This is a genomic window from Nitrobacter sp. NHB1 (assembly GCF_036964665.1).
Classification (GTDB): domain Bacteria; phylum Pseudomonadota; class Alphaproteobacteria; order Rhizobiales; family Xanthobacteraceae; genus Nitrobacter.
The window spans coordinates 2812496-2832040 of the sequence record NZ_JBAMDA010000001.1 but is presented as its reverse complement, the minus strand read 5'-3'; the positions used below and the strand labels follow the sequence as shown (position 1 = coordinate 2832040).

Annotated in this window: 13 protein-coding genes; all 13 read right to left on the bottom strand. The window is 62.5% G+C overall.

Annotation, left to right across the window (positions count from 1 at the left end; genetic code table 11):
• Window positions 1–82 precede the first annotated feature (82 nt).
• The 13 genes from acuI to tolR all read right to left on the bottom strand — a co-directional run bounded on the left by acuI (window position 83) and on the right by tolR (window position 19518).
• Window positions 83–1069, bottom strand: a complete 987-nt coding sequence (gene acuI, locus V4R08_RS13165) for an acrylyl-CoA reductase (NADPH) (RefSeq protein ID WP_335579764.1) — start codon at window positions 1067–1069, stop codon at window positions 83–85.
• 48 nt (window positions 1070–1117) lie between these two features.
• A complete protein-coding gene (locus V4R08_RS13160; RefSeq protein ID WP_335579763.1) occupies window positions 1118–2371 on the bottom strand; it encodes an MFS transporter in 1254 nt (417 codons plus the stop codon).
• 165 nt (window positions 2372–2536) lie between these two features.
• Window positions 2537–3928 carry a cell wall hydrolase gene (locus V4R08_RS13155; protein WP_335579762.1) on the bottom strand — a complete coding sequence of 464 codons (1392 nt, stop codon included), beginning with the start codon at window positions 3926–3928 and terminating at the stop codon, window positions 2537–2539.
• Window positions 3929–4234: 306 nt separating this feature from the next.
• Window positions 4235–7063, bottom strand: a complete 2829-nt coding sequence (ppdK, locus tag V4R08_RS13150; RefSeq protein WP_335579761.1) for a pyruvate, phosphate dikinase — start codon at window positions 7061–7063, stop codon at window positions 4235–4237.
• A gap of 452 nt (window positions 7064–7515) precedes the next feature.
• Entirely contained in the window at window positions 7516–9438 is a 1923-nt protein-coding gene (gene ftsH, locus V4R08_RS13145) for an ATP-dependent zinc metalloprotease FtsH (RefSeq protein WP_335579760.1), read from the bottom strand.
• A 389-nt stretch (window positions 9439–9827) separates the two neighbouring features.
• A complete protein-coding gene (gene tilS, locus V4R08_RS13140) occupies window positions 9828–10865 on the bottom strand; it encodes a tRNA lysidine(34) synthetase TilS (protein ID WP_335579759.1) in 1038 nt (345 codons plus the stop codon).
• A gap of 292 nt (window positions 10866–11157) precedes the next feature.
• Window positions 11158–12120, bottom strand: coding sequence for a tol-pal system protein YbgF (gene ybgF, locus V4R08_RS13135; protein WP_335579758.1), 963 nt, complete (start codon window positions 12118–12120; stop codon window positions 11158–11160).
• 254 nt (window positions 12121–12374) lie between these two features.
• Window positions 12375–12869, bottom strand: coding sequence for a peptidoglycan-associated lipoprotein Pal (gene pal, locus V4R08_RS13130; protein ID WP_335579757.1), 495 nt, complete (start codon window positions 12867–12869; stop codon window positions 12375–12377).
• Between the two features lie 280 nt (window positions 12870–13149).
• Window positions 13150–13893: an N-acyl amino acid synthase FeeM domain-containing protein gene (locus tag V4R08_RS13125; RefSeq protein WP_335579756.1), complete on the bottom strand. Its 744-nt coding sequence runs from the start codon at window positions 13891–13893 to the stop codon at window positions 13150–13152.
• 298 nt (window positions 13894–14191) lie between these two features.
• Complete coding sequence (locus V4R08_RS13120) at window positions 14192–16525, bottom strand: putative bifunctional diguanylate cyclase/phosphodiesterase (protein ID WP_335579755.1); 2334 nt, start codon at window positions 16523–16525, stop codon at window positions 14192–14194.
• Between the two features lie 184 nt (window positions 16526–16709).
• Complete coding sequence (gene tolB, locus V4R08_RS13115) at window positions 16710–18068, bottom strand: Tol-Pal system beta propeller repeat protein TolB (RefSeq protein WP_335579754.1); 1359 nt, start codon at window positions 18066–18068, stop codon at window positions 16710–16712.
• 45 nt (window positions 18069–18113) lie between these two features.
• Window positions 18114–19058, bottom strand: a complete 945-nt coding sequence (gene tolA / locus V4R08_RS13110) for a cell envelope integrity protein TolA (RefSeq protein WP_335579753.1) — start codon at window positions 19056–19058, stop codon at window positions 18114–18116.
• Between the two features lies 1 nt (window position 19059).
• A complete protein-coding gene (gene tolR, locus V4R08_RS13105; RefSeq protein ID WP_335579752.1) occupies window positions 19060–19518 on the bottom strand; it encodes a protein TolR in 459 nt (152 codons plus the stop codon).
• Window positions 19519–19545 lie beyond the last annotated feature (27 nt).

Below are 19545 nucleotides of genomic sequence, written 5' to 3'. Positions count from 1 at the left end.
CCGATGGCTGACGCCTTTACCCCGTGCTTACCATACCAACCGTGGCAACATTGGAGCAGCTTGGTTGGTAAAGTCTGAACAACTACAGAATTTTGACCACGATGCGCCCGCGAACCTCGCCAGCGAGAATCCGGACGCCAGCCTCGATAACCTCGTCCAGACCGATTTCGTGAGTGATTTCAGCTAACTTTGACCGATCCAGGTCGGTCGCGAGCCGCGTCCATGCGGTGTTCCGGAGTTCGATCGGACACATCACGGAGTCGATGCCGAGCAGACACACCCCGCGCAAAATGAATGGCGCCACCGAGGACGGCAGGTCCATGCCTCCCGCCAGACCGCAGGCGGCGATGGCGCCCCGGTACTTCGTCATCGACAGCAGGTTGGCGAGCGTGGTGGACCCGACGCTGTCGATCCCTCCCGCCCAGCGCTCCTTCGCCAGCGGCTTGGCCGGACCCGACAGTTCGTTGCGGTCGATCACTTCAGACGCGCCGAGATCCTTGAGGTATCCGGCTTCCGCCATGCGGCCGGTGGAGGCGATGACATGGTAGCCGAGCTTGGAGAGCACGGCGGTGGCCACCGACCCGACACCGCCGGCGGCGCCGGTCACGATCACGGGGCCATCCTGCGGCATCAGGCCATGCTTTTCCAGCGCCAGCACCGCCAGCATCGCGGTGTAGCCTGCCGTCCCGATCGCCATTGCGTCGCGCGCCGTCAAGCCGGCAGGCAGCGCCACCAGCCAATCGCCCTTGACCCGTGCCTTTTCCGCATAGGCCCCGAGATGGGTTTCTCCCATGCCCCAGCCGTTGCAGACGACCTTGTCGCCGGCCTTCCAGGAGGGATGCGACGACTGCTCGACGGTGCCTGCGAAATCGACGCCTGCGATCATGGGAAAGCGCCGCACAACCGGCGCCTTGCCGGTGACCGCCAGGCCGTCCTTGTAGTTCACCGTGGACCATTCGACGCGAACGGTGACATTGCCGTCCATCAATTCGGCCTCGTCGAATTGGGTCAGCGCGACCGTCGTGCCTGTCTCGGCCTTGTCGATCCGGATCGCCTTGAATGTCGCCACGCTGCCGCTCTCCGAGGTTTGGACGAGCCTTCCGGAAGATTGAACCCATTATGCAGGCTGCGCAACCGCCCGCCGGACCGGGGCTTCGACGATCGGCAAGTTGATCAATGCGGACAGCACGCCGAACAACACCGACAGCCACCAGACCGGGGTGTAGGAACCGAAACGGTCGAACACCACGCCGCCCAGCAGCGCGCCGAGAAACCCGCCGACCTGATGGCTGAAGAACGCGAAGCCGTAGAGCGTCGCGAGCCAGCGGGTGCCGAACATCAGCGCCACGAGGCTCGTGGTTGGTGGCACCGTGGACAACCAGGTCAGGCCGGTGACGACGCCGAACGCAACCGCGGAGAGCGTCGTCATCGGGGTTGAAATGAAGACCACGATCGACAACGCGCGGATGAAGTAGATCGCCGACAGGATGTAGCGCTTGGGCATCCTGGTCGAGAGCCATCCGACGCCCAACGAGCCGATGATGTTGAACAGGCCGATCGCCGCCAGCACCCATCCGCCGGCCTGAACCGACAGCCCGCGATCGACCAGATAGGCCGGCAGATGCGCGGTGATGAAGGCGAGCTGGAACCCGCAGGTGAAGAAGCCGAGCACCAGCAGCACGTAGGAGCGATGACCGAAGGCTTCCGCCAGCGCGCTCTTGAACGATTGCTCCGGCACCGCGGCAGCCGTGCTGCCGGCATCGCCGGGCGAGGTCGACAACACCAGCGCGAACGGCACCACAAACAGCATGAGCACCGCAAATACGATCAGCGCCGGTTGCCAGCCGAAATTGTCGATCAGCGCAACGCTGAACGGCGCGAACACGAATTGCCCGAACGATCCCGCCGCGGTGCCGGCACCGAGCGCGATGCCACGCCATTCCTCCGGCAACAGCTTGCCGAAGGCCGACAGCACCAGATTGAACGAACAGCCGGACAGGCCGAAACCGATCAAAAATCCGGCGCCGATATTGAGCGACAACGGCGTGTTCGCATAGCGCATCACCGACAGGCCGGCGGCATACATCAGCGCGCCGACGCATATCACCCGCACGCTGCCGAACCTGTCGGCAATTGCGCCGGCGAAGGGCTGGCCGATACCCCACAGCAGGTTCTGAACCGCGAAAGCCAGCGCGAAAACGTCACGACCCCACGAAAACTCGCGGCTCATGGGTTGCATGAAGAAGCCGAAGGTCGAACGTGGCCCGAACGTCAGCATCCCGATCAGGCAACCGCAGACGATGATCACCAGCGGCGTGCGCCACCCCGCTTCGCGCCCTGGCCGCCGAATGCTCTCTTCGGTTGTCGCCATCGGAAATATCCCTTTGCCGATGCCAGCCGCAACGGGATTGCGGCCATCAGCGCTACCTTGCCAGCATGGGCCGTGCGCGCAAGTTAATGCGTCTGCATGGAAATGCCAACTCGCGCGGGCGACTGAAAATAACACGCAACTCAGCGATGTGTGGGAACCTCGGCCTTACCGCCGGGCGCGGAGTTCGGCCGAGCTATGCGCGGCCTCGGCCAGTCTGGCGGAGATTGCGACGGTCTGGGCCGTCGAGCCCCAACTCGGCGCATCGCTGCCATCGCCCCACGCGCGCGGACGGTAAAAGGTATGAACGCCGGTGCGGTACATCTTCTTCATTTCGTGGACCCATGACGGGTGCACCCAGTAGGCGTGATAGTGCGTCGACTTGCCGACTTCCGGCAGCCACAGCCGCCCGTCGAGCGTGGCCTTCGCAATCCTGCGGGCGCGGTCCCACATGTCCGGCTCGGTGACGACGTCGCGAATGCCGTCGCAGGCGAACGTGAACTGGCACGCCAGATGACGGTTCGCATTCTGATAGACCACGCCGCACACGGTGGTCGGATAGTAGCCCGAGAACACGCGGTTCATGACCACCTGCGCCACCGCGATCTGGCCGCGAACCGCTTCGCCGCGCGCTTCGAAGTAGACCGCTTCGGCAAGGCATTTTTCCTGCTTGGCGCGTTTTTTTCCGTCCCGCAGGCCGAGCCGCTCGGCCGGCGTTTTGACCTCGCCCTTGCCGACCACGGTTTCACCGGCCTTCGCCGAATCCTGCTGCTGCGGCACCGATGCCTTCATGTCGGGATCTGCCGCCGGGCCCGGCGCCACGATCGTCGGTTCCTCGCCGGGCTGCCAGCGTTCCAGACCGCCGCTCGCGACACCCAGCGACGAACCGCCGAAATACAGGCTTGCCGTCTTGACGGAGAACCCGTCGGTGGAAGGTTGCGGGTCGATGGCCGCATCGGCGGCTTCGCTATGCCGCTTGAGATCGTCGAGTGGCCGCGCCTCAAGCGACAGCGAAATATCGTACTGCGGCAGCGGCGGTGCCTTCAGGGCTTCCGCCAGCTCGGGATCGAGGGTCGCCGCCTCCGCGGCTGTCGCCGTCTTCGCACCGGCTACCGACGCATTGGATGTCGCGGGATCCAGCTGCGGCGAGCCCCCCGGCGCAGCGGGTGGCGCCTGCGGCGCCGCAATGGCCAGACGGTCGCCTTTCAACGTCCGATCGACCTTGGGGAAATCCGAAGCGCGATAGCGCGGCGGCGGTCGCGTCAGCCGGTTGCGGATGACCGCGCCGGCGTCCTGACCGTCGATACTCGCAAGCAAGAGCGCGGCCGCGCGCGGCACCGAGGTGCCTACGGGACGTACGAAGCTGAAGGTTGCGACCTGTATGGAGCTGACGGCGGAGGCGAAAACACGTTTCTGCCAGCGTTCGGCAACGCCGGGCTGTCGCGCAAGCAGCGAGGCGATATCCTGATAGCCGGTTTCGTTCGGGATCAATGCGAAGAAGCAGAGACCGAAACCGAAGAGCGCAAGACGTCTCTTCTGCTCGTTACGCAACACAAACATCGATACGCTCACGCAACGCCACACACGCGATCGATCCGCACGTTTGGTGCATTTCGATCGATTTCGGTAATATCCAATTAAAGTTGCGAGGGCGTTAACCGGCGATGCGCGCGCACCACAGGCAAGAGCGCATCGCGAAACACGCGCAGATACCGCAAACGTTGGTAAACAACGACTTCGGCCGAATGGTAAAGATCAGGTCAACGCCGGCGACGGTGAACGGCGCGTGCGGACATGCGCGCGAAGACAAAAGCCGCGGTTATTATCCACGATACGGCCGGAAAATTCCCGAATCGAGACAGGCGATCACGCCCGGTTTGCGGCGGTCTTTCGGAGCGCGGCCTGCGCGGCGGCAAGACGCGCGATCGGCACGCGGTACGGCGAGCACGACACGTAGTTCAATCCGATCTCGTGACAGAATGCCACCGAAACCGGATCGCCGCCGTGTTCGCCGCAGATGCCGACCTTGAGGTCCGGACGGGTCTTGCGGCCGCGCGCGACGCCGATCTTTACCAGTTCGCCGACACCGCTGCGGTCCACCGAGATGAACGGATCGATCTCCATAATCCCCTTGGCGATATAGGCGCCGAGGAAGCTCGACGCGTCGTCGCGGCTGATGCCAAAGGTGGTCTGCGTCAAATCGTTGGTGCCGAACGAGAAGAACTCCGCGGTCTCGGCGATCTCTCCCGCCACAAGGCAGGCGCGCGGCAACTCGATCATGGTGCCGACCTGATAGCTCAGCTTGGTGCCGGTCTCGCGCATCACCGACTGCGCGGTCGCATCGATCCGCGCCTTGATCAGATCGAATTCCGCTTTGGTCGCGATCAGCGGCACCATGACTTCGACGGCGACGGCCTTTCCGGTGCGTTTGCCGGCCTCGACCGCGGCCTCGAAGATCGCCCGCGCCTGCATTTCAGCGATCTCGGGATAGACGACCGCGAGGCGGCAACCGCGAAACCCGAGCATCGGATTGAATTCGGCCAGACTGCGGGCGCGGTCGGCCAGCCTGCGCGGGTCGGTGTTCATCGCGCGCGCGACTTCCTCGATCTCGGCTTGCGTATGCGGCAGGAACTCGTGCAGCGGCGGATCGAGCAACCGGATTGTGACCGGCAGGCCCTTCATGATCTCGAACAGCTCGACGAAATCGGCGCGCTGCATCGGCAGCAGCTTCGACAGCGCGGCGCGGCGCGCCTGCTCGTCTTCGGCCAGGATCATCTCACGCACGGTGCGAATGCGGGTTTCCTCGAAGAACATGTGCTCGGTGCGGCAAAGGCCGATGCCTTCGGCGCCGAATTTGATCGCGGTGCGTGCGTCGGCGGGGGTATCGCCGTTGACGCGGATACCGAGCTTGCGCACCTGATCGGCCCAACCCATCAGCGTGCCGAATTCCCCCGACATTTCCGGCTCGATCATCGGCATCTGCCCCGCCAGCACCTCGCCAAGCGAGCCGTCGATAGTGATGACGTCGCCGACCTTGAAGGTGCGGTCGCCGACGGTCATGGTGCCGCGGCCATAGTCGACGCGGATGCTGCCGCAGCCGGAGACGCAGGGCTTGCCCATGCCGCGCGCGACCACCGCCGCGTGCGAGGTCATGCCGCCGCGTGTGGTCAGGATGCCCTCGGCGGCGTGCATGCCGTGGATGTCTTCCGGGCTGGTTTCTATCCGCACCAGGATGACCTTGCGTCCGTCGGCCTGCAGCTTGGTCGCCTCATCCGGGGAAAACACGATCTCGCCGGCCGCGGCGCCGGGCGAGGCCGGCAGGCCGGTCGCAACCACGTCGCGCGCCGCGTTGGGGTCGATGGTCGGATGCAGCAACTGGTCGAGTGAGGCCGGATCGATACGGGCCACCGCATCCTTCTTCGAGATCAGGCCCTCATTGGCGAGTTCGACCGCGATGCGCAGCGCGGCGCGCGCGGTGCGTTTGCCGCTGCGGGTCTGCAGCATCCAGAGCTTGCCGTCCTCGACGGTGAACTCCATGTCCTGCATGTCGCGATAGTGCCTTTCGAGCAGGGTGTAGATGCGCGTCAGTTCCTTGAAGGCTTCGGGCATCGCCATTTCCATCGACGGTTTGTCGGAGCCGGACTCCTGGCGCGCCGCCTCGGTGATGTCCTGCGGCGTGCGGATGCCCGCCACCACGTCCTCGCCCTGGGCGTTGATGAGAAACTCACCGTAGAGCCGGCCCTCGCCGGTCGACGGATTGCGCGTGAACGCCACGCCGGTCGCCGATGTCTCGCCCAGGTTGCCGAACACCATGGCCTGCACGGTGACGGCGGTGCCCCATGATTCCGGAATGTTGTGCAGGCGGCGATAGGTGACCGCCCGCGCATTCATCCACGACGAAAACACCGCGCCGATCGCGCCCCACAACTGCTCATGGGGATCCTGCGGAAAATCCTTGCCGGTCTCGCGTGCAACGGCCGTCTTGTACTTACCCACCAACTCGATCCAGTCGTCGCCGGTCAGGTCGGTATCGAGCGAATAGCCCTTGGTGTCCTTGAATGTATCCAGAATGTCTTCGAAATGATGATGCGCGAAGCCGAGCACGACATCCGAGTACATGGTGATGAAGCGGCGATAGCTGTCATAGGCAAATCGCCGGTCGCCGGACATCGCGGCCAGCGCCTCGACGGTCTTGTCGTTGAGGCCGAGATTGAGCACCGTGTCCATCATGCCGGGCATCGACGCGCGTGCGCCCGATCGTACCGAGACGAGCAGCGGATTCTTCGCGTCGCCGAATACCTTTCCGGCAATCTTTGCGACGTGGTCCAGCGCCTTTCCGACCTGCGGCTTCAGTTCCTTCGGATAGGATTTGTCATGCGCATAGAAAAACGCGCATACCGAGGTCGGAATCGTGAAGCCGGGAGGCACCGGCAGACCGAGATTGGCCATCTCGGCGAGATTGGCGCCCTTGCCGCCGAGCAGTTCCTTCAGCGCAGCTTTACCGTCCGCCCGGCCATCCCCGAACGTATAGACCCACTTGTCACTCACCGGCGCCGCCGCTTTTGTCGCCTTGTTCGTCGCTGCCTTATTCGTGGCCTTGGGCGCGCCACCGGAACCTGCGGCCTTCGCCCGAGGTGTTGCAGATGGTTTTGATTTCGTTGCAGGCTTCTTGGACTTCGAGGCGGTTTTGGCCATGCGATGAAACCATTCCACATGAAGGAAAGCGTGCGCGCCTTACACCACGTTTTGACGACTCCGCGCAAGCTAGCGCCGTTTCCTTTCCGCTGCCGGAGATCTCCGCACGACTCCGCTCACATCCGATTCGAGCCTTTAGAGCGGGATGAGGAAAAGTGTGCAGCGGTTTTCCGCCCGCATCCCGCTTCTCAAAATATTAGAATCGATCACGTTCATGATTTCGGATCGATTCGATCCAAAATCATCGTGATCTAGCGCGTATTCCGTAAAAGTGGATCGGTTTTGCGATCAGAATACGCGCAAGGTATTCGTTGAGAGCATTTTCTTCACGTGAACCGGGTTCCACTTCACCGGGAAAGGCTCTAACCACGGTGCGAGTCGCGAAAACAGCCCGGCTTACGCCAGGCTGTTTCGTTTGCAGTTCGTCAGATGACCCGCCGAAGGGACGGTAATCAAGCCTGCGGCTGTGGTTCGAGGCCCGAATCGGGATCCGGCCGCGGGTGCGGCTTTCCGGCCGGCGGCACCGCCGAGGTGCGCGGGGTCGACGGCTCCAGCACCGATTCCCGGTTCGGCTTCTTACCGTTGAGCAACCCGGTGATCTCGTCGCCGCTCAGCGTCTCGAACTCAAGCAGGCCCTTGGCAAGCGCCTCCAGATCGGCCCGCTTCTCGGTGAGAATGCGGGTCGCGTCGGTGTAACCGGTCTCGACCAGACGCCTGACCTCGGAGTCGATCTTCTGCGCGGTCGCCTCCGACACGCTCTGCTGCCGGTTGACCTGCATGCCGAGAAACACCTCGTCATTGTTTTCGCCGTAGGACACGGTGCCGAGTTCTTCCGACAGACCCCAGCGCGTCACCATCATGCGCGCAAGACGCGTCGCCTGATCGATGTCGGACGCAGCACCGGACGTCACCTTCTCGCGACCGAAAATCATTTCCTCCGCCACGCGCCCACCCATCATGATGGCAAGCCGCGAGGTCATTTGCTCACGCGACATCGACAGCTTGTCGCGCTCGGGGAGCTGCATCACCATGCCCAGCGCCCGACCGCGCGGAATGATGGTCGCCTTGTGGATCGGATCGGTGGCGACGACGTTGAGGCCGACGATGGCGTGACCACCCTCGTGATAGGCCGTCAGCATCTTTTCTTCCTCGGTCATGACGAGCGACTTGCGCTCGGCGCCCATCATCACCTTGTCCTTGGCTTCCTCGAACTCGGCCTGCGTCACCATGCGCTTGTTGCGGCGGGCGGCCGTCAGCGCTGCCTCGTTGACGAGATTCATCAGGTCGGCGCCGGAGAAACCGGGCGTGCCTCGGGCAACGGTCTTGAGATTGACATCGGGCGCCAGCGGCACCTTGCGGACATGCACCTTCAAAATCTGCTCGCGGCCGACGACGTCGGGATTCGGCACCACGACCTGACGATCGAAGCGACCGGGACGCAGCAGCGCGGGATCGAGCACGTCGGGGCGGTTGGTCGCGGCAATGAGGATGACGCCCTCATTGGCCTCGAAGCCGTCCATCTCGACCAGCAACTGGTTCAGCGTCTGCTCGCGCTCGTCATTGCCGCCGCCGAGACCGGCGCCGCGGTGACGGCCGACCGCGTCGATTTCGTCGATGAAGATAATGCAGGGCGAGTTCTTCTTGGCCTGCTCGAACATATCGCGGACACGGCTCGCGCCGACGCCGACGAACATCTCGACGAAGTCCGAACCCGAAATGGTGAAGAACGGCACATTGGCTTCGCCGGCGACCGCGCGCGCGATCAGCGTCTTACCGGTGCCGGGCGGGCCGACCAAGAGCACGCCGCGCGGAATCCGTCCGCCGAGGCGCTGGAATTTGCTGGGGTCGCGCAGGAACTCGACGATCTCCTGCAGGTCCTGCTTGGCCTCATCGACGCCCGCGACGTCCTCGAATGTGACGCGGCCGTGAGCCTCCGTCAGCATCTTGGCGCGCGACTTGCCGAAACCCATCGCCTTGCCGGCGCCGCCCTGCATCTGGCGCGACAGGAAAATCCACACGCCGATCAGCGCGATGAACGGCAGCCACGAGATCAGCAGCGAAACGAACCACGGCACGCTGTCGCCGGGCGGCTTCGCGGTGATCTGCACCTTGGCGTCATAGAGCTTTTTCACCAGCCCCGGATCGTTTGGCGCGTAGGTCTGGAAGTTGGAGCCATTGGTGAAGGTGCCGTGAATGTCCTGCCCCTGGATCACGACATCGCGAACATTGTTCTGATCGACGTCCGTCAGCAACTGCGAGAACGAGATATCCTGTGCGGTCGTGTGGTGACCAGGATTCTGGAACAGCGTAAACAATGCCAACAGGAGCAAGACAATGATGATCCAGAGGGCGAAGTTGCGCATATTGGCGTTCATCGATCTTCCTTCGAGGCCGCGCGGATCGCAGCCGGATAATCCCTGCATCGACTGACATAGATGGGGCGGGCCGACACGTATACAATCTAGGCGCGGCCGTTGCCTCTGCCAAGAGAACCGCGCCAGACTATTATTAAAATCGTGTTCAGCCAGGACAAATTAATAGGCCAAATTGATAGGCCAAGTTGACATAAAGCCTCTCAACGCGTCAGGATCGGGGCTATTCTGTCCATCACCTCTTTGATCCGCCTCACCTTTCGAGAAAGCGGGGCCGGCAGGGTTGGATCAGAGTCTGGTGCATGATAACGCATGATGGAACCCGTTCCGGCTCAATCATGGCGCCGGCATTTTCTGCGCAACGGTTAACGCCACCGCGACGCCCGGCCGCATCAGCCGGTTCGGCGCCGCAGCGGCGCCGGCTCGACGCTGATCCACTCGGAGGTGAGCGTCACCAGCGCCCCCGCCAACGTCCTTCTCAGCAGAATACGGCGGCGGGGACCGCCGTTATCTGCGAACGCGCGGTCGAGCGCCCCTAGCAAGACCTCGATCTTGCCCAGTTCGGCCGGCCCCTCGCAGCCGACGCGATCGATCGCCCGCAGCAGCAAACGCACCTTGATCTCCTCGGACAAGGCGACAAAGGCTTTTGCTTGAAAGCCGGGACGCTGCGCACCGCGACCCAGCAGCGCGAGATAACGCTCGGCGCCATCGGCTAGGAGTTCCAGCGCCGTATTGGCCCGCGCCAGACGCGATGCCAGCCGCGCCAGGTTGCGGGCATCGCATCCCTCCTCCGCCAGTGCCGGCATCAGAGCGCGCAGGCGCGGACGAGTAAAGCTGATGTCGCGATTGGTCGGATCCTCTGCATAGGCAATACCGGCCTTTTCGAGCGTCGCGATCAGCCGCGATTTCGGAACATGCAGGAACGGGCGGGCCAGGATGAACCCATCGCGCATCGTTTCGCGCGCCATCGCGGAAAGACCGGTAATGCCGCTGCCGCGCGATATCCGCATCAGAACCGTTTCGGCCTGATCGTCGCGAGTGTGGGCCGTAAGGATATGCAATGCGTCATTGGCGCGGGCGGTCTTCGCCAGCAGGCGGTAGCGGGCGTCTCGCGCCGCCGCAGGCAGCCCGGATTTCGGTTTCGTGCCGCTCCAGCGCACGATGCGGTGCGTCACCCCGAGCGAGGTCGCGAGACGCTTGACGTCCCGCGCCTCGCGCGCGGAGCCGCACCGCAGGCCATGATCGACGGTGACGGCGATGAGATCGGGGCCGCGCGTCATGGCGCGCCGCCAGCGCGCCGCGAGCCACATCAGCGCCATGGAATCGGGGCCGCCGGATACACCAAGGACGAGCGCACGGGCAGCTTTCCAGTCCGCAAACAGCCGCTTTGCTTCCGTTGCCGAGATCGGCAAGGCGTCGTCCTCGATCATGCCGCAATGCCTGGATCACGATGATTTTGGATCGAATCGATCCAAAATCATGAATGTGACCGACTCTAATATTTCAGAGCGGATGCGGGCGGGAAACCGCTGCACACTTTTCCTCATCCCGCTCTATAGCGTTTTCGAGCGAAGTGGATACCGGTTCGCGTGAAAAAAAACGCGTCAAATCAAAACCATAGAGCCCCGCTTCTGAATTCTATCAGAAGCGGAAAGGCTCTAGGCGCATCGGCAAAGCCTACACCGGCAGAATGCGGATGTAAGCGTCTCCGGCGTCAATTCCTCAGCACTTTATCCGCTTCTGCTCGCGGTCCACGGCCTGCTTCACGCCCGCCGAAGCGCGGGGATATTTGCGCGTGACCTCGCCGAGCGCGGCGCAGGCGGCTTCCTTTTCCTTCAGCGCGGCCAGCGATTGTCCAAGCCGCAGCAAGGCATCGGACGCCTTCGCCGAGGTGTCGAATTTCGTGGTGACGCCGAGGAAAGCTTCAGCCGCCTCGCGATATTTCTGGCGCTGAAACAGGCTTTCGCCGAGCCAGTACTGCGCATCGCCCGTCAGCGCATCGGACGGGTATTTCTGGGTAAAATTGCGCATGGTTTCCTCGGCAAGCGCATAGTCCTTGCGCTCCATGTAGCCGATGCCCAGATCGAATTCGTCGCGCGGCGTCGCCGATGGCGGCAGCGTCGTCAGGCCGCCGGTATTGGGCGGAGCGTTGTCGGGCACCGGATAGCCCTCGGGACGGCGTGGACTGGTATTGGCGAGATCGAGCGGTGCGCCGGCTTCTCGGCCGCCGGGCGAACCCGCGGCTTCCGTCGGAACCGGCATCTGTCCACCGCCCAGCGCGCGCGGGGCACCCGGTGCGTTGGGATTCTGGCTGGGATCGAAGGCATCGCCGCGATGACCTTGCGCAGGCACGGTTACAGCCTGTTCCTGCACGAGGGGCGCCTGGCCTCCCCGCTGATCGTAGGCCGGCTGACCGTAACCCGGGGCCGGTTGCACCGGCGAAGCGGCCGCGACGGCGGGCGGCGCCGCTCCCGGCTGCAACTGCTGCAACTGTTGTTCGAGCATCCGATTCCGGTGCTGCAGTTCCTCGTTCTGTCCGGTCAGCGTTCGCAGCTGCTCTTCCAGTTGCTGAACGCGGATTTCAGGGTCGGTGCCGAAGTCGGATTGCGCGAAGGCGTGTGATGACAGAACAAGCGTCGCGGCAACGGCCGCTGCGCGCGCAAGCATCGGGGCTGTGGATGACATTTTGGCCTGACGATTGAAATGAACATCACATCGAAAGCGCACCCATTGAAAACCTGAGTACGCCGAAAATGTGACTTGGTCCAACACCACCAGTCACTTTACGATGATCTTCTTGGCCAGTCTCGTTCTTATATTCGGGCGAAGCATGTCCTCGGGCTTGACCCGAGGATGGGCCCTTGTTCGCGTTGGACGGTTCCGGTCCAAAACAAAACCGGCGCCCGAAGGCGCCGGCTGTAACCGAAAATGCGGACGCTTCAGGAACTGGCGTTCAACACCGTGACGGCACGGCGATTCTGAGACCAGCAGGAGATGTCGTTGCAGACTGCGACCGGGCGCTCCTTGCCGTAGGAAATGGTCCGCATCCGCCTCGGGTCGATGCCGCGCGACGCCAGGAAAGAACGAACCGTCTGCGCGCGGCGGGCGCCGAGCGCGATGTTGTACTCGCGGGTTCCGCGCTCGTCGGCATGGCCTTCGATGGTGAAGGAATAGCGATTGTAGGTTTGCAGCCAGCGCACCTGCTTCTCCAGGGTCGTGATCGCCTGCGGCGACAGATTGGTCTGGTCGCTATCGAAGAAGACGCGGTCGCCGACGTTGACCACGAAATCCTGCTGGCTGCCCGGGGTCGCCGCATTGGCCATCCCGCCGCCACCGTTCAAAGGATTCTTGTTGGCGCAGGCGCCCATCGACAGCGCCACCGCGAGCACGGCAGCCAGCTTCATTCCCCGGATGAATCGCTTCTGATGTAACATTCCGGAGCCTCCACGCTCACGTTTTTCCACTGTTATCCGCTCTACAGCGTGATGGTTAAGCGAACGTTCCGTCAACCTTGATGAGACGTTGCCTGACTGCATCAAATGCCACGTTTTCGGAAGAAGCGCCCGCGATGGTTAATGAGTTGCAAATGTGGCGCGAGGGTGAACCGACAGCCGGTTTTCCAGCGCTGCGAATTCGGAGCCGGCAATATCAGGTCATTCGCACTGGAAAGAGCGGGCGGCCCCGGATCTTCGGTGCCGACGCACCGGCACCGAATCAAGCCCTCGGGACAATCGAGGCCCGCGCAAACGGAAACGCAGAACCGGTCAGCGCGGACGCCGCGGCTCCAGCCCTGCGTTCGAACAACATCCGCCGTTCGAAATAGCTCGAACGCAGATAAGGATAGCGGGCGAAGACCTTTTCGCGCGACGCCGGAAAATCGACCGCCATCAGGCATAAAGGCTTGGTCAGCCCCAGGCACAGGCGCGGCGGGCTCAACGGCTGATGGTTGAACAGGCGCGTATAGAATGACCGGTGCTCGGCGCGCACGATGGCGAGGCCGAGATCGGCATTGAAGAAATTGCAGGCTACGAAGCAGAGCCGGAGCGTGAGATACGGCAACTCCGGAAATCGCCCCGCGAATTCGGGATCTGCGACAAAGCGGGTAGGATCGACCATAACCTTGCCTCGATCCACCTCCGGCTGAAGATAGTCGCGGAACGCGTCCACCGACGGGCAGAGAGGATGTTCCGGCGATGAAATGCTGAGACGGATAGAACTGGCGAGCGCACCATCCAGGTAGGCACCGAAAATCCACGCGTTCGGCATATCGTCGTAACGATCGGTGATTTTGTGGTCGCGGTTGGGCTCGATCGCGCCTTCATTCAGGTAGGCGCGATATCGAAGACGGTAGATGGTATCCTTATCCGCCGGAGTTTCCACCAAACGATAATCGATGCGATCGAGAAGCTCGATGCCACGTTCCGCAGGTTTGGCGGTTGCTTGTTGAGCTGAACTCATTGGAACACCCCCGAGCCACCTTGAATTCCAGCCGGCTGTCGAAGGTTAACGCTTTGCTAACTGATGTGCAAAGATAATGAGGTATTAATGTTAACCGGGATTCTCGATATCCCACACATTCACATTCCCCGGCGCAGGTCCACTTCGGATTAGAGCGTTTTCGAGCGAAGTGGATACCGGTTCGCGTCAGGAAACGCGTCAAATCAAAATCATAGAGCCCCGCTTCTGATTCCACCAGAAGCGAAAGAGCTCTAGAAGAATTCAATTCGGCGCAGCAGGCGGATTGTAGAAAAAAATTTCAAGCGATCGACCGGGACGGGAGGACCTTCACATTGTCGTCACGCAGATGACGCCCATGGGAGGCATCCAGCAGTTGACGAATGCGAGCCGAGGCCACCGGCCGGCTGAACAGGTAGCCTTGCGCCTCCGTCACCGTGCCGTCGGCACTGATGAGTTCAAGCTGCTCGTTGGTTTCGATGCCTTCGACGACGACGGACATGCCGAGATCGGCGCTCAGCCGCGCCACGCCGCGCAGCAGCATCAGCGGCCGGTCTGCGTCGATCCCCTCGAGGAAAGAGCGGTCGATCTTGACCTTTTGAAGCGGGAAATTATGCAGATAACTGAGGCTCGAATAACCGGTTCCGAAGTCGTCGAGTGAAATCCTCACGCCAGCCGAGCGCAACTGCGTGAGTGCATCGTGGGTCCACTGGGTGTTGCGCAGCAAGGACGATTCCGTGATTTCGATTTCAAGGCGGTGTGCCGGAAGACCGGAGACCTCGAGCGCATAACGGACTTCGCTCAGGACATCGCGCTGGTGGAACTGCTGCGACGAGAAATTGACGGCGACACTGACAGCGTCCGGCCACGTCATGCATTCCATGCAGGCCTTGCGCAAAATCCAGCGGCCGAGATCGATAATGAGGCCCATCTCCTCCGCCACCGGAATGATGTCCATCGGCGACACGGTTCCGCGCGTGGGATGATTCCAACGCAGCAGCGCCTCGCAAGTGGTGATCCGTCCCGACTTCAGATTGACCAACGGCTGATAGAACAGCTCGAACTCTTCGTTGGCCAGCGCCTTGCGCAGATCGAGTTCGAGGACGCGGCGCGTTTCGACGATCTCGGCCATCTCGTTGCGGAAGAAGCAGAAGGTTCCGCGGCCGCCCGCCTTGGCGCGATAGAGCGCCATGTCGGCGTTCTTGAGAAGGTTGTCGGCCGTGGCGCCCGGCGATGTCAGCGCAATGCCGATGCTCGCGCCGATCTCGACCAGATGGCGATCGACCTCGTATCTCTCGGTAAGCCGCTCGACGACGCGGCGGGACAGCGCGGCAGCCTCCTCCGCCGACTGAATGTTTTGCTGGAACACGACGAACTCGTCGCCGCCGAATCGCGCGACGAAATCCTCCGGGCGCAGCATTCCGCGGAGCCGGTCGGCGACGATGCATAACAGGCGGTCGCCGCAAGGATGGCCGAGCGTATCGTTGATCTGCTTGAATTGATCGAGATCGATGAATAGCAACGCCGACAATCGCGACTCGCTATCTGATAGCGCCAGCAGGCGTTCGATTTCGTCGCGAAAGCTGAGCCTGTTGGGCAGTTCCGTCAGCGAATCGAAGCGAGCCAGATGGCTGATTTTCGCTTCCGCCTTGCGCCGCTCCGTGATGTCCTCGACGAGAACGACCGTGCCTCCGCCGGCCATCGGCTGGAACGTCCACGACAGCGCTCGACCGTGTTCCCTATCCAAGTCGGCGGTCACGATTGCGCCGGCCTCTGAATTCTCGATCTCCGAGACAATCGCGCTTCCGTTTTCGGGTGACATCGTTCCGACCGCCACGCATGCCGCGATGACATCCGCCGCACCGACGCTGCGATGCACGAAGCTGGCGGCGAGATGCATCATCTCGCCGAACCGATAATTCATCACGCCAAGGCGGCCATCGGCGCCGAACATGCACAAGCCGTGTGGCATGTTGTTCAGCGCGGTGTCGAATTGACTGGCGAGCGCCGCTTCGCGTTCGCGTGCGATCAGCGCGTTGACGTATATCCGATGCAGCCGCAACGAAATGCGCCGCAGGCCGATAAAGAAAAAAACGTTGAGAAGGCCGAAACCAAGGTAGTAGGGATCGCCGCGCAACATCAGCCCGATCGACATCGGGCCGCAGGCAAGCGCGACCTGCGACTGCGCGATCACCGGCCGACCGAACGTGCGCCCCGCCCCCGCCGCGGTGTAGGCAACTGTCACCGACACGCAGATCAGGTGCGCCACCGCATCGTCACTGCCCGCGAGCACGACGAGGCACCACAGGCCCAGAGCGCCGGCGTACATCGAACCGCCGATCATGTACTGCATTTCCCAGCGCCGCACTTCCTCGATCTGGAAATCGCCGCCGTCGCGCTGGTAGCGGCGAAGCTGAAGCGCGCGGACTATGCCGATTGAGACAATGAGCAGCGCGCAAGGCCAGATCAGCTGATTGCCCGTACGCAAGGCCGTCATCAGCGCGGCGATACCGGTTGAGACGCAGCCTGCAAGCATCGGCGCGGGGTTTTCGAACAACGAACCTACCAGCGCCGCATAGAGTGCGGACGACGGCACATTCCGATCTGCGTCTCTATGGTGATCGGTCAATTGCATCGGGGCGCGCGCATCCTTTTCCGGACGCACAGTGTTACCGACTGCTGGTGAAGCTTTTCTGAGCGAACATCGTTAGCGAGACCTTGAGCCGATCGCCGAAAAGTCGAATTTGCCTCCTGAATCAGCAGGCTAGGCAAGTTTTTCCGGTTGCAGACCGGTCCGCGTGCCCGCTAGGCGACTGGACTTATGAGAGCAGGGGCGACCATGCCGGATCGGATGCGTAACCGGGCGTGGGTTCCTTCAATTCGTTGCGGCCGGAGACGTCGATCGTATAGAGCGACGGCCCGCTGTTGCCGCCGGGGTCGCGGAAAAACATCAGGACCCGGCCGTTCGGCGCGAAGGTCGGACCCTCGTTGTGAAATCCCGACGTCAGGATCCGCTCGCCCGAACCATCGGGCTTGATGATGCCGATGGAAAACTGGCCGCCACCCTGCTTAGTGAAGGCGATGTAATCGCCGCGCGGCGACCAGACCGGGGTCGAGTAGGTGCCCTCGCCGAACGAGATGCGCTGCGCGGCACCGCCGGTCGCCGCCATCACATAGATTTGCGGCTTGCCGCCGCGATCCGATTCGAAACAGATGCGTCCGCCGTCGGGCGAATAGGACGGCGACGTGTCGATGGCCGGCGTGTCGGTCAGGCGCGTGGTCGACTTCGAGCGAAGATCCATCACGAAAAGGTTCGAGTTGCCGCCTTGCTGCAAACTCAGGATGATGCGCTGGCCATCGGGCGCAAAACGCGGCGCGAATGACATGCCGGGAAAGTTGCCGACGATTTCGCGCTGTCCGGTTTCGATGTTGAACAGATAGACCCGCGGATCGCCCTGCCCGAATTCCATGTAGGTGATTTCCTGGGTCGAGGGCGAAAAGCGAGGCGTGATCACGAGGTCGGCACCGCGCGTCAGATAGCGCACGTTGGCGCCGTCCTGATCCATCAACGCCAGGCGCTTGATGCGGTGCTGCGCTGAGCCGGACTCATCGACGAACACCACACGGCTATCGAAGTATCCTTTCTCGCCGGTCAGACGCTCGTAGATCTGATCCGAGATGATATGCGCGATCCGCCGCCAGTATTCCGGCGACGTGAAATATTGCTGGCCTGCGAGCTGCTGGCCGGTTGCGACGTCCCACAGGCGAAACTCGGCCTTGAGCCGCCCGTCGCCCTGACGCGTCATGCGTCCGGTCACCAGCGCCTGCGCGTTGATGGTCTTCCAGTTGGCGAACTGCGGCGGCACGTCGATATTGGTGATCTTCTCGATATACGCGGCCTGGTCGATCGGCGCGAACAACCCGCTGCGCTTGAGGTTGTTGGTGATGACCTTGGCGACGCCGGCGCCGACCTCGCTATCCGACGGCGAACCGGCAACGAAATTCGGAATGGCGATCGGGAGCGGCGCAACGTTGCCTTGATCGATCTGCACCCGCGCCTGCCCGAATGCGGAACGCATCGAACTGGCCAGCAGTATACCAGCCGATGCCATTCCGGTCATGATCTGGCGGCGGCTCGGGCGAAACAATATCTTGGGCAGATCGTCTTGATCAATCATCGGCTTTGTTTTCTTCCATCTCAGCGCGTTCGCGGCCGCGGCGCCTTACGATTTTCGTTCAGTGAATACCGGTTCGAAGAATTTCCATTCGTCGAAAAACTGCGCCGGCAGATTATACGGCTGGCATTCGATGATCGCGCGCAGCGCGCTCTCCTGATAGACGCGGAAGTACGGCGTCGACGGATTGCTGATCGCGGTCGGTGTGGTCTCCAGCGTGCCGTCGCGCTTCAGCTTGATGCTGAACACCGCCTCCGTCATCTGCGCTTCGAGCCCGCCATAGGGCTTCTTCCAGCAACGCTCGACCTGAGACTTGAACATCGCGCCCCAGGTCGCGGAGTTGTCGGCGGCCTTGCCATGCGCGAGGCCGAGCGCGGCGTTCGAATTCAGCGTGTCGCCTGCCACCGAGCGGCGGGTCGGATCGCGCTTGTCGAGCAGCGCCGCGATCTTCGATTCGTCGAACACCCGCTCGGCTTTCGGCCGTTCCGGCTTTGGCGGTGCCGCTTTCGCGCGCGGCTTCGGCTTGGGTTTCTTCGCTTCTTCCTTCTTCAGCGCCTCCGCAATCGGATCGACCTTGGGCGGATCGGGTTTCTTCTCGATCGGCTTCGGTTCTTCTTTCGGCTTGTTCTCGACGACCGGCTTGGGCGGCTCCGGCTTCTTCTCGACCGGCCTCTTCACAGGCTTCGGCACCGGCGGCGGCGCGGTTTCGGTCACGACCGGGGGCTTCTTGTCGTCGATCTTGCCGACGGTGTCCTCCGGCGGCGGCGTGGCCTCGGCGACCTTCTCGACCAGCGGCTTCGGATTTTCCTTCTTGCCGGTTTTCATACCCGCCGTCACATGGGCGAGCTGATCGGCGGAAATGATGTCGACCGGCAGGGATTCCTCTGGCACCGATTCGAAGGCCTTCGACGAAAACGACACCAGTCCCCACCCGATCACGAGCACGTGCAGGGCAATCGACGCCGCCAGTGTCTTGTCGACCTTGACCTTCAATCTAGCTTCCCTGATCCACTTCCGTCACCAAGGCGAGGCGCTTGAATCCCGCGCCCGAGAGCAGGCCCATCACCCGCGCCACCGTGCCGTAATCGGCCTTTTTGTCGGCGCGCATGAAGATGCGCTCGTCGAGACCACCGCGGGCATCCGTGATCGCCTTCATTTTCGGAATCAGTTCTGCCATCGTGACTTCGGTGTCGTTGATGAAAATCCGTCCCTTGACGTCGACCGACAACTGCAGCGGCGTCTTGTCCTGCTCGAGGCTCTTGGCCTGGGTTTGCGGCAGATCGAGCGGCACGCCAACGGTCAAAAGCGGCGCCGACACCATGAAGATGATCAAAAGCACCAGCATGACGTCGACCATCGGCGTGACGTTGATCTCGGCCATCGGTTGCGACCGCCGCCGCCGCCCGCGCCGTCCACCGCCACCAGAGGAGGCCGCTGCCGGATTCATCGTCATAATGGACCGTCCGTTTCCATGCCGTCC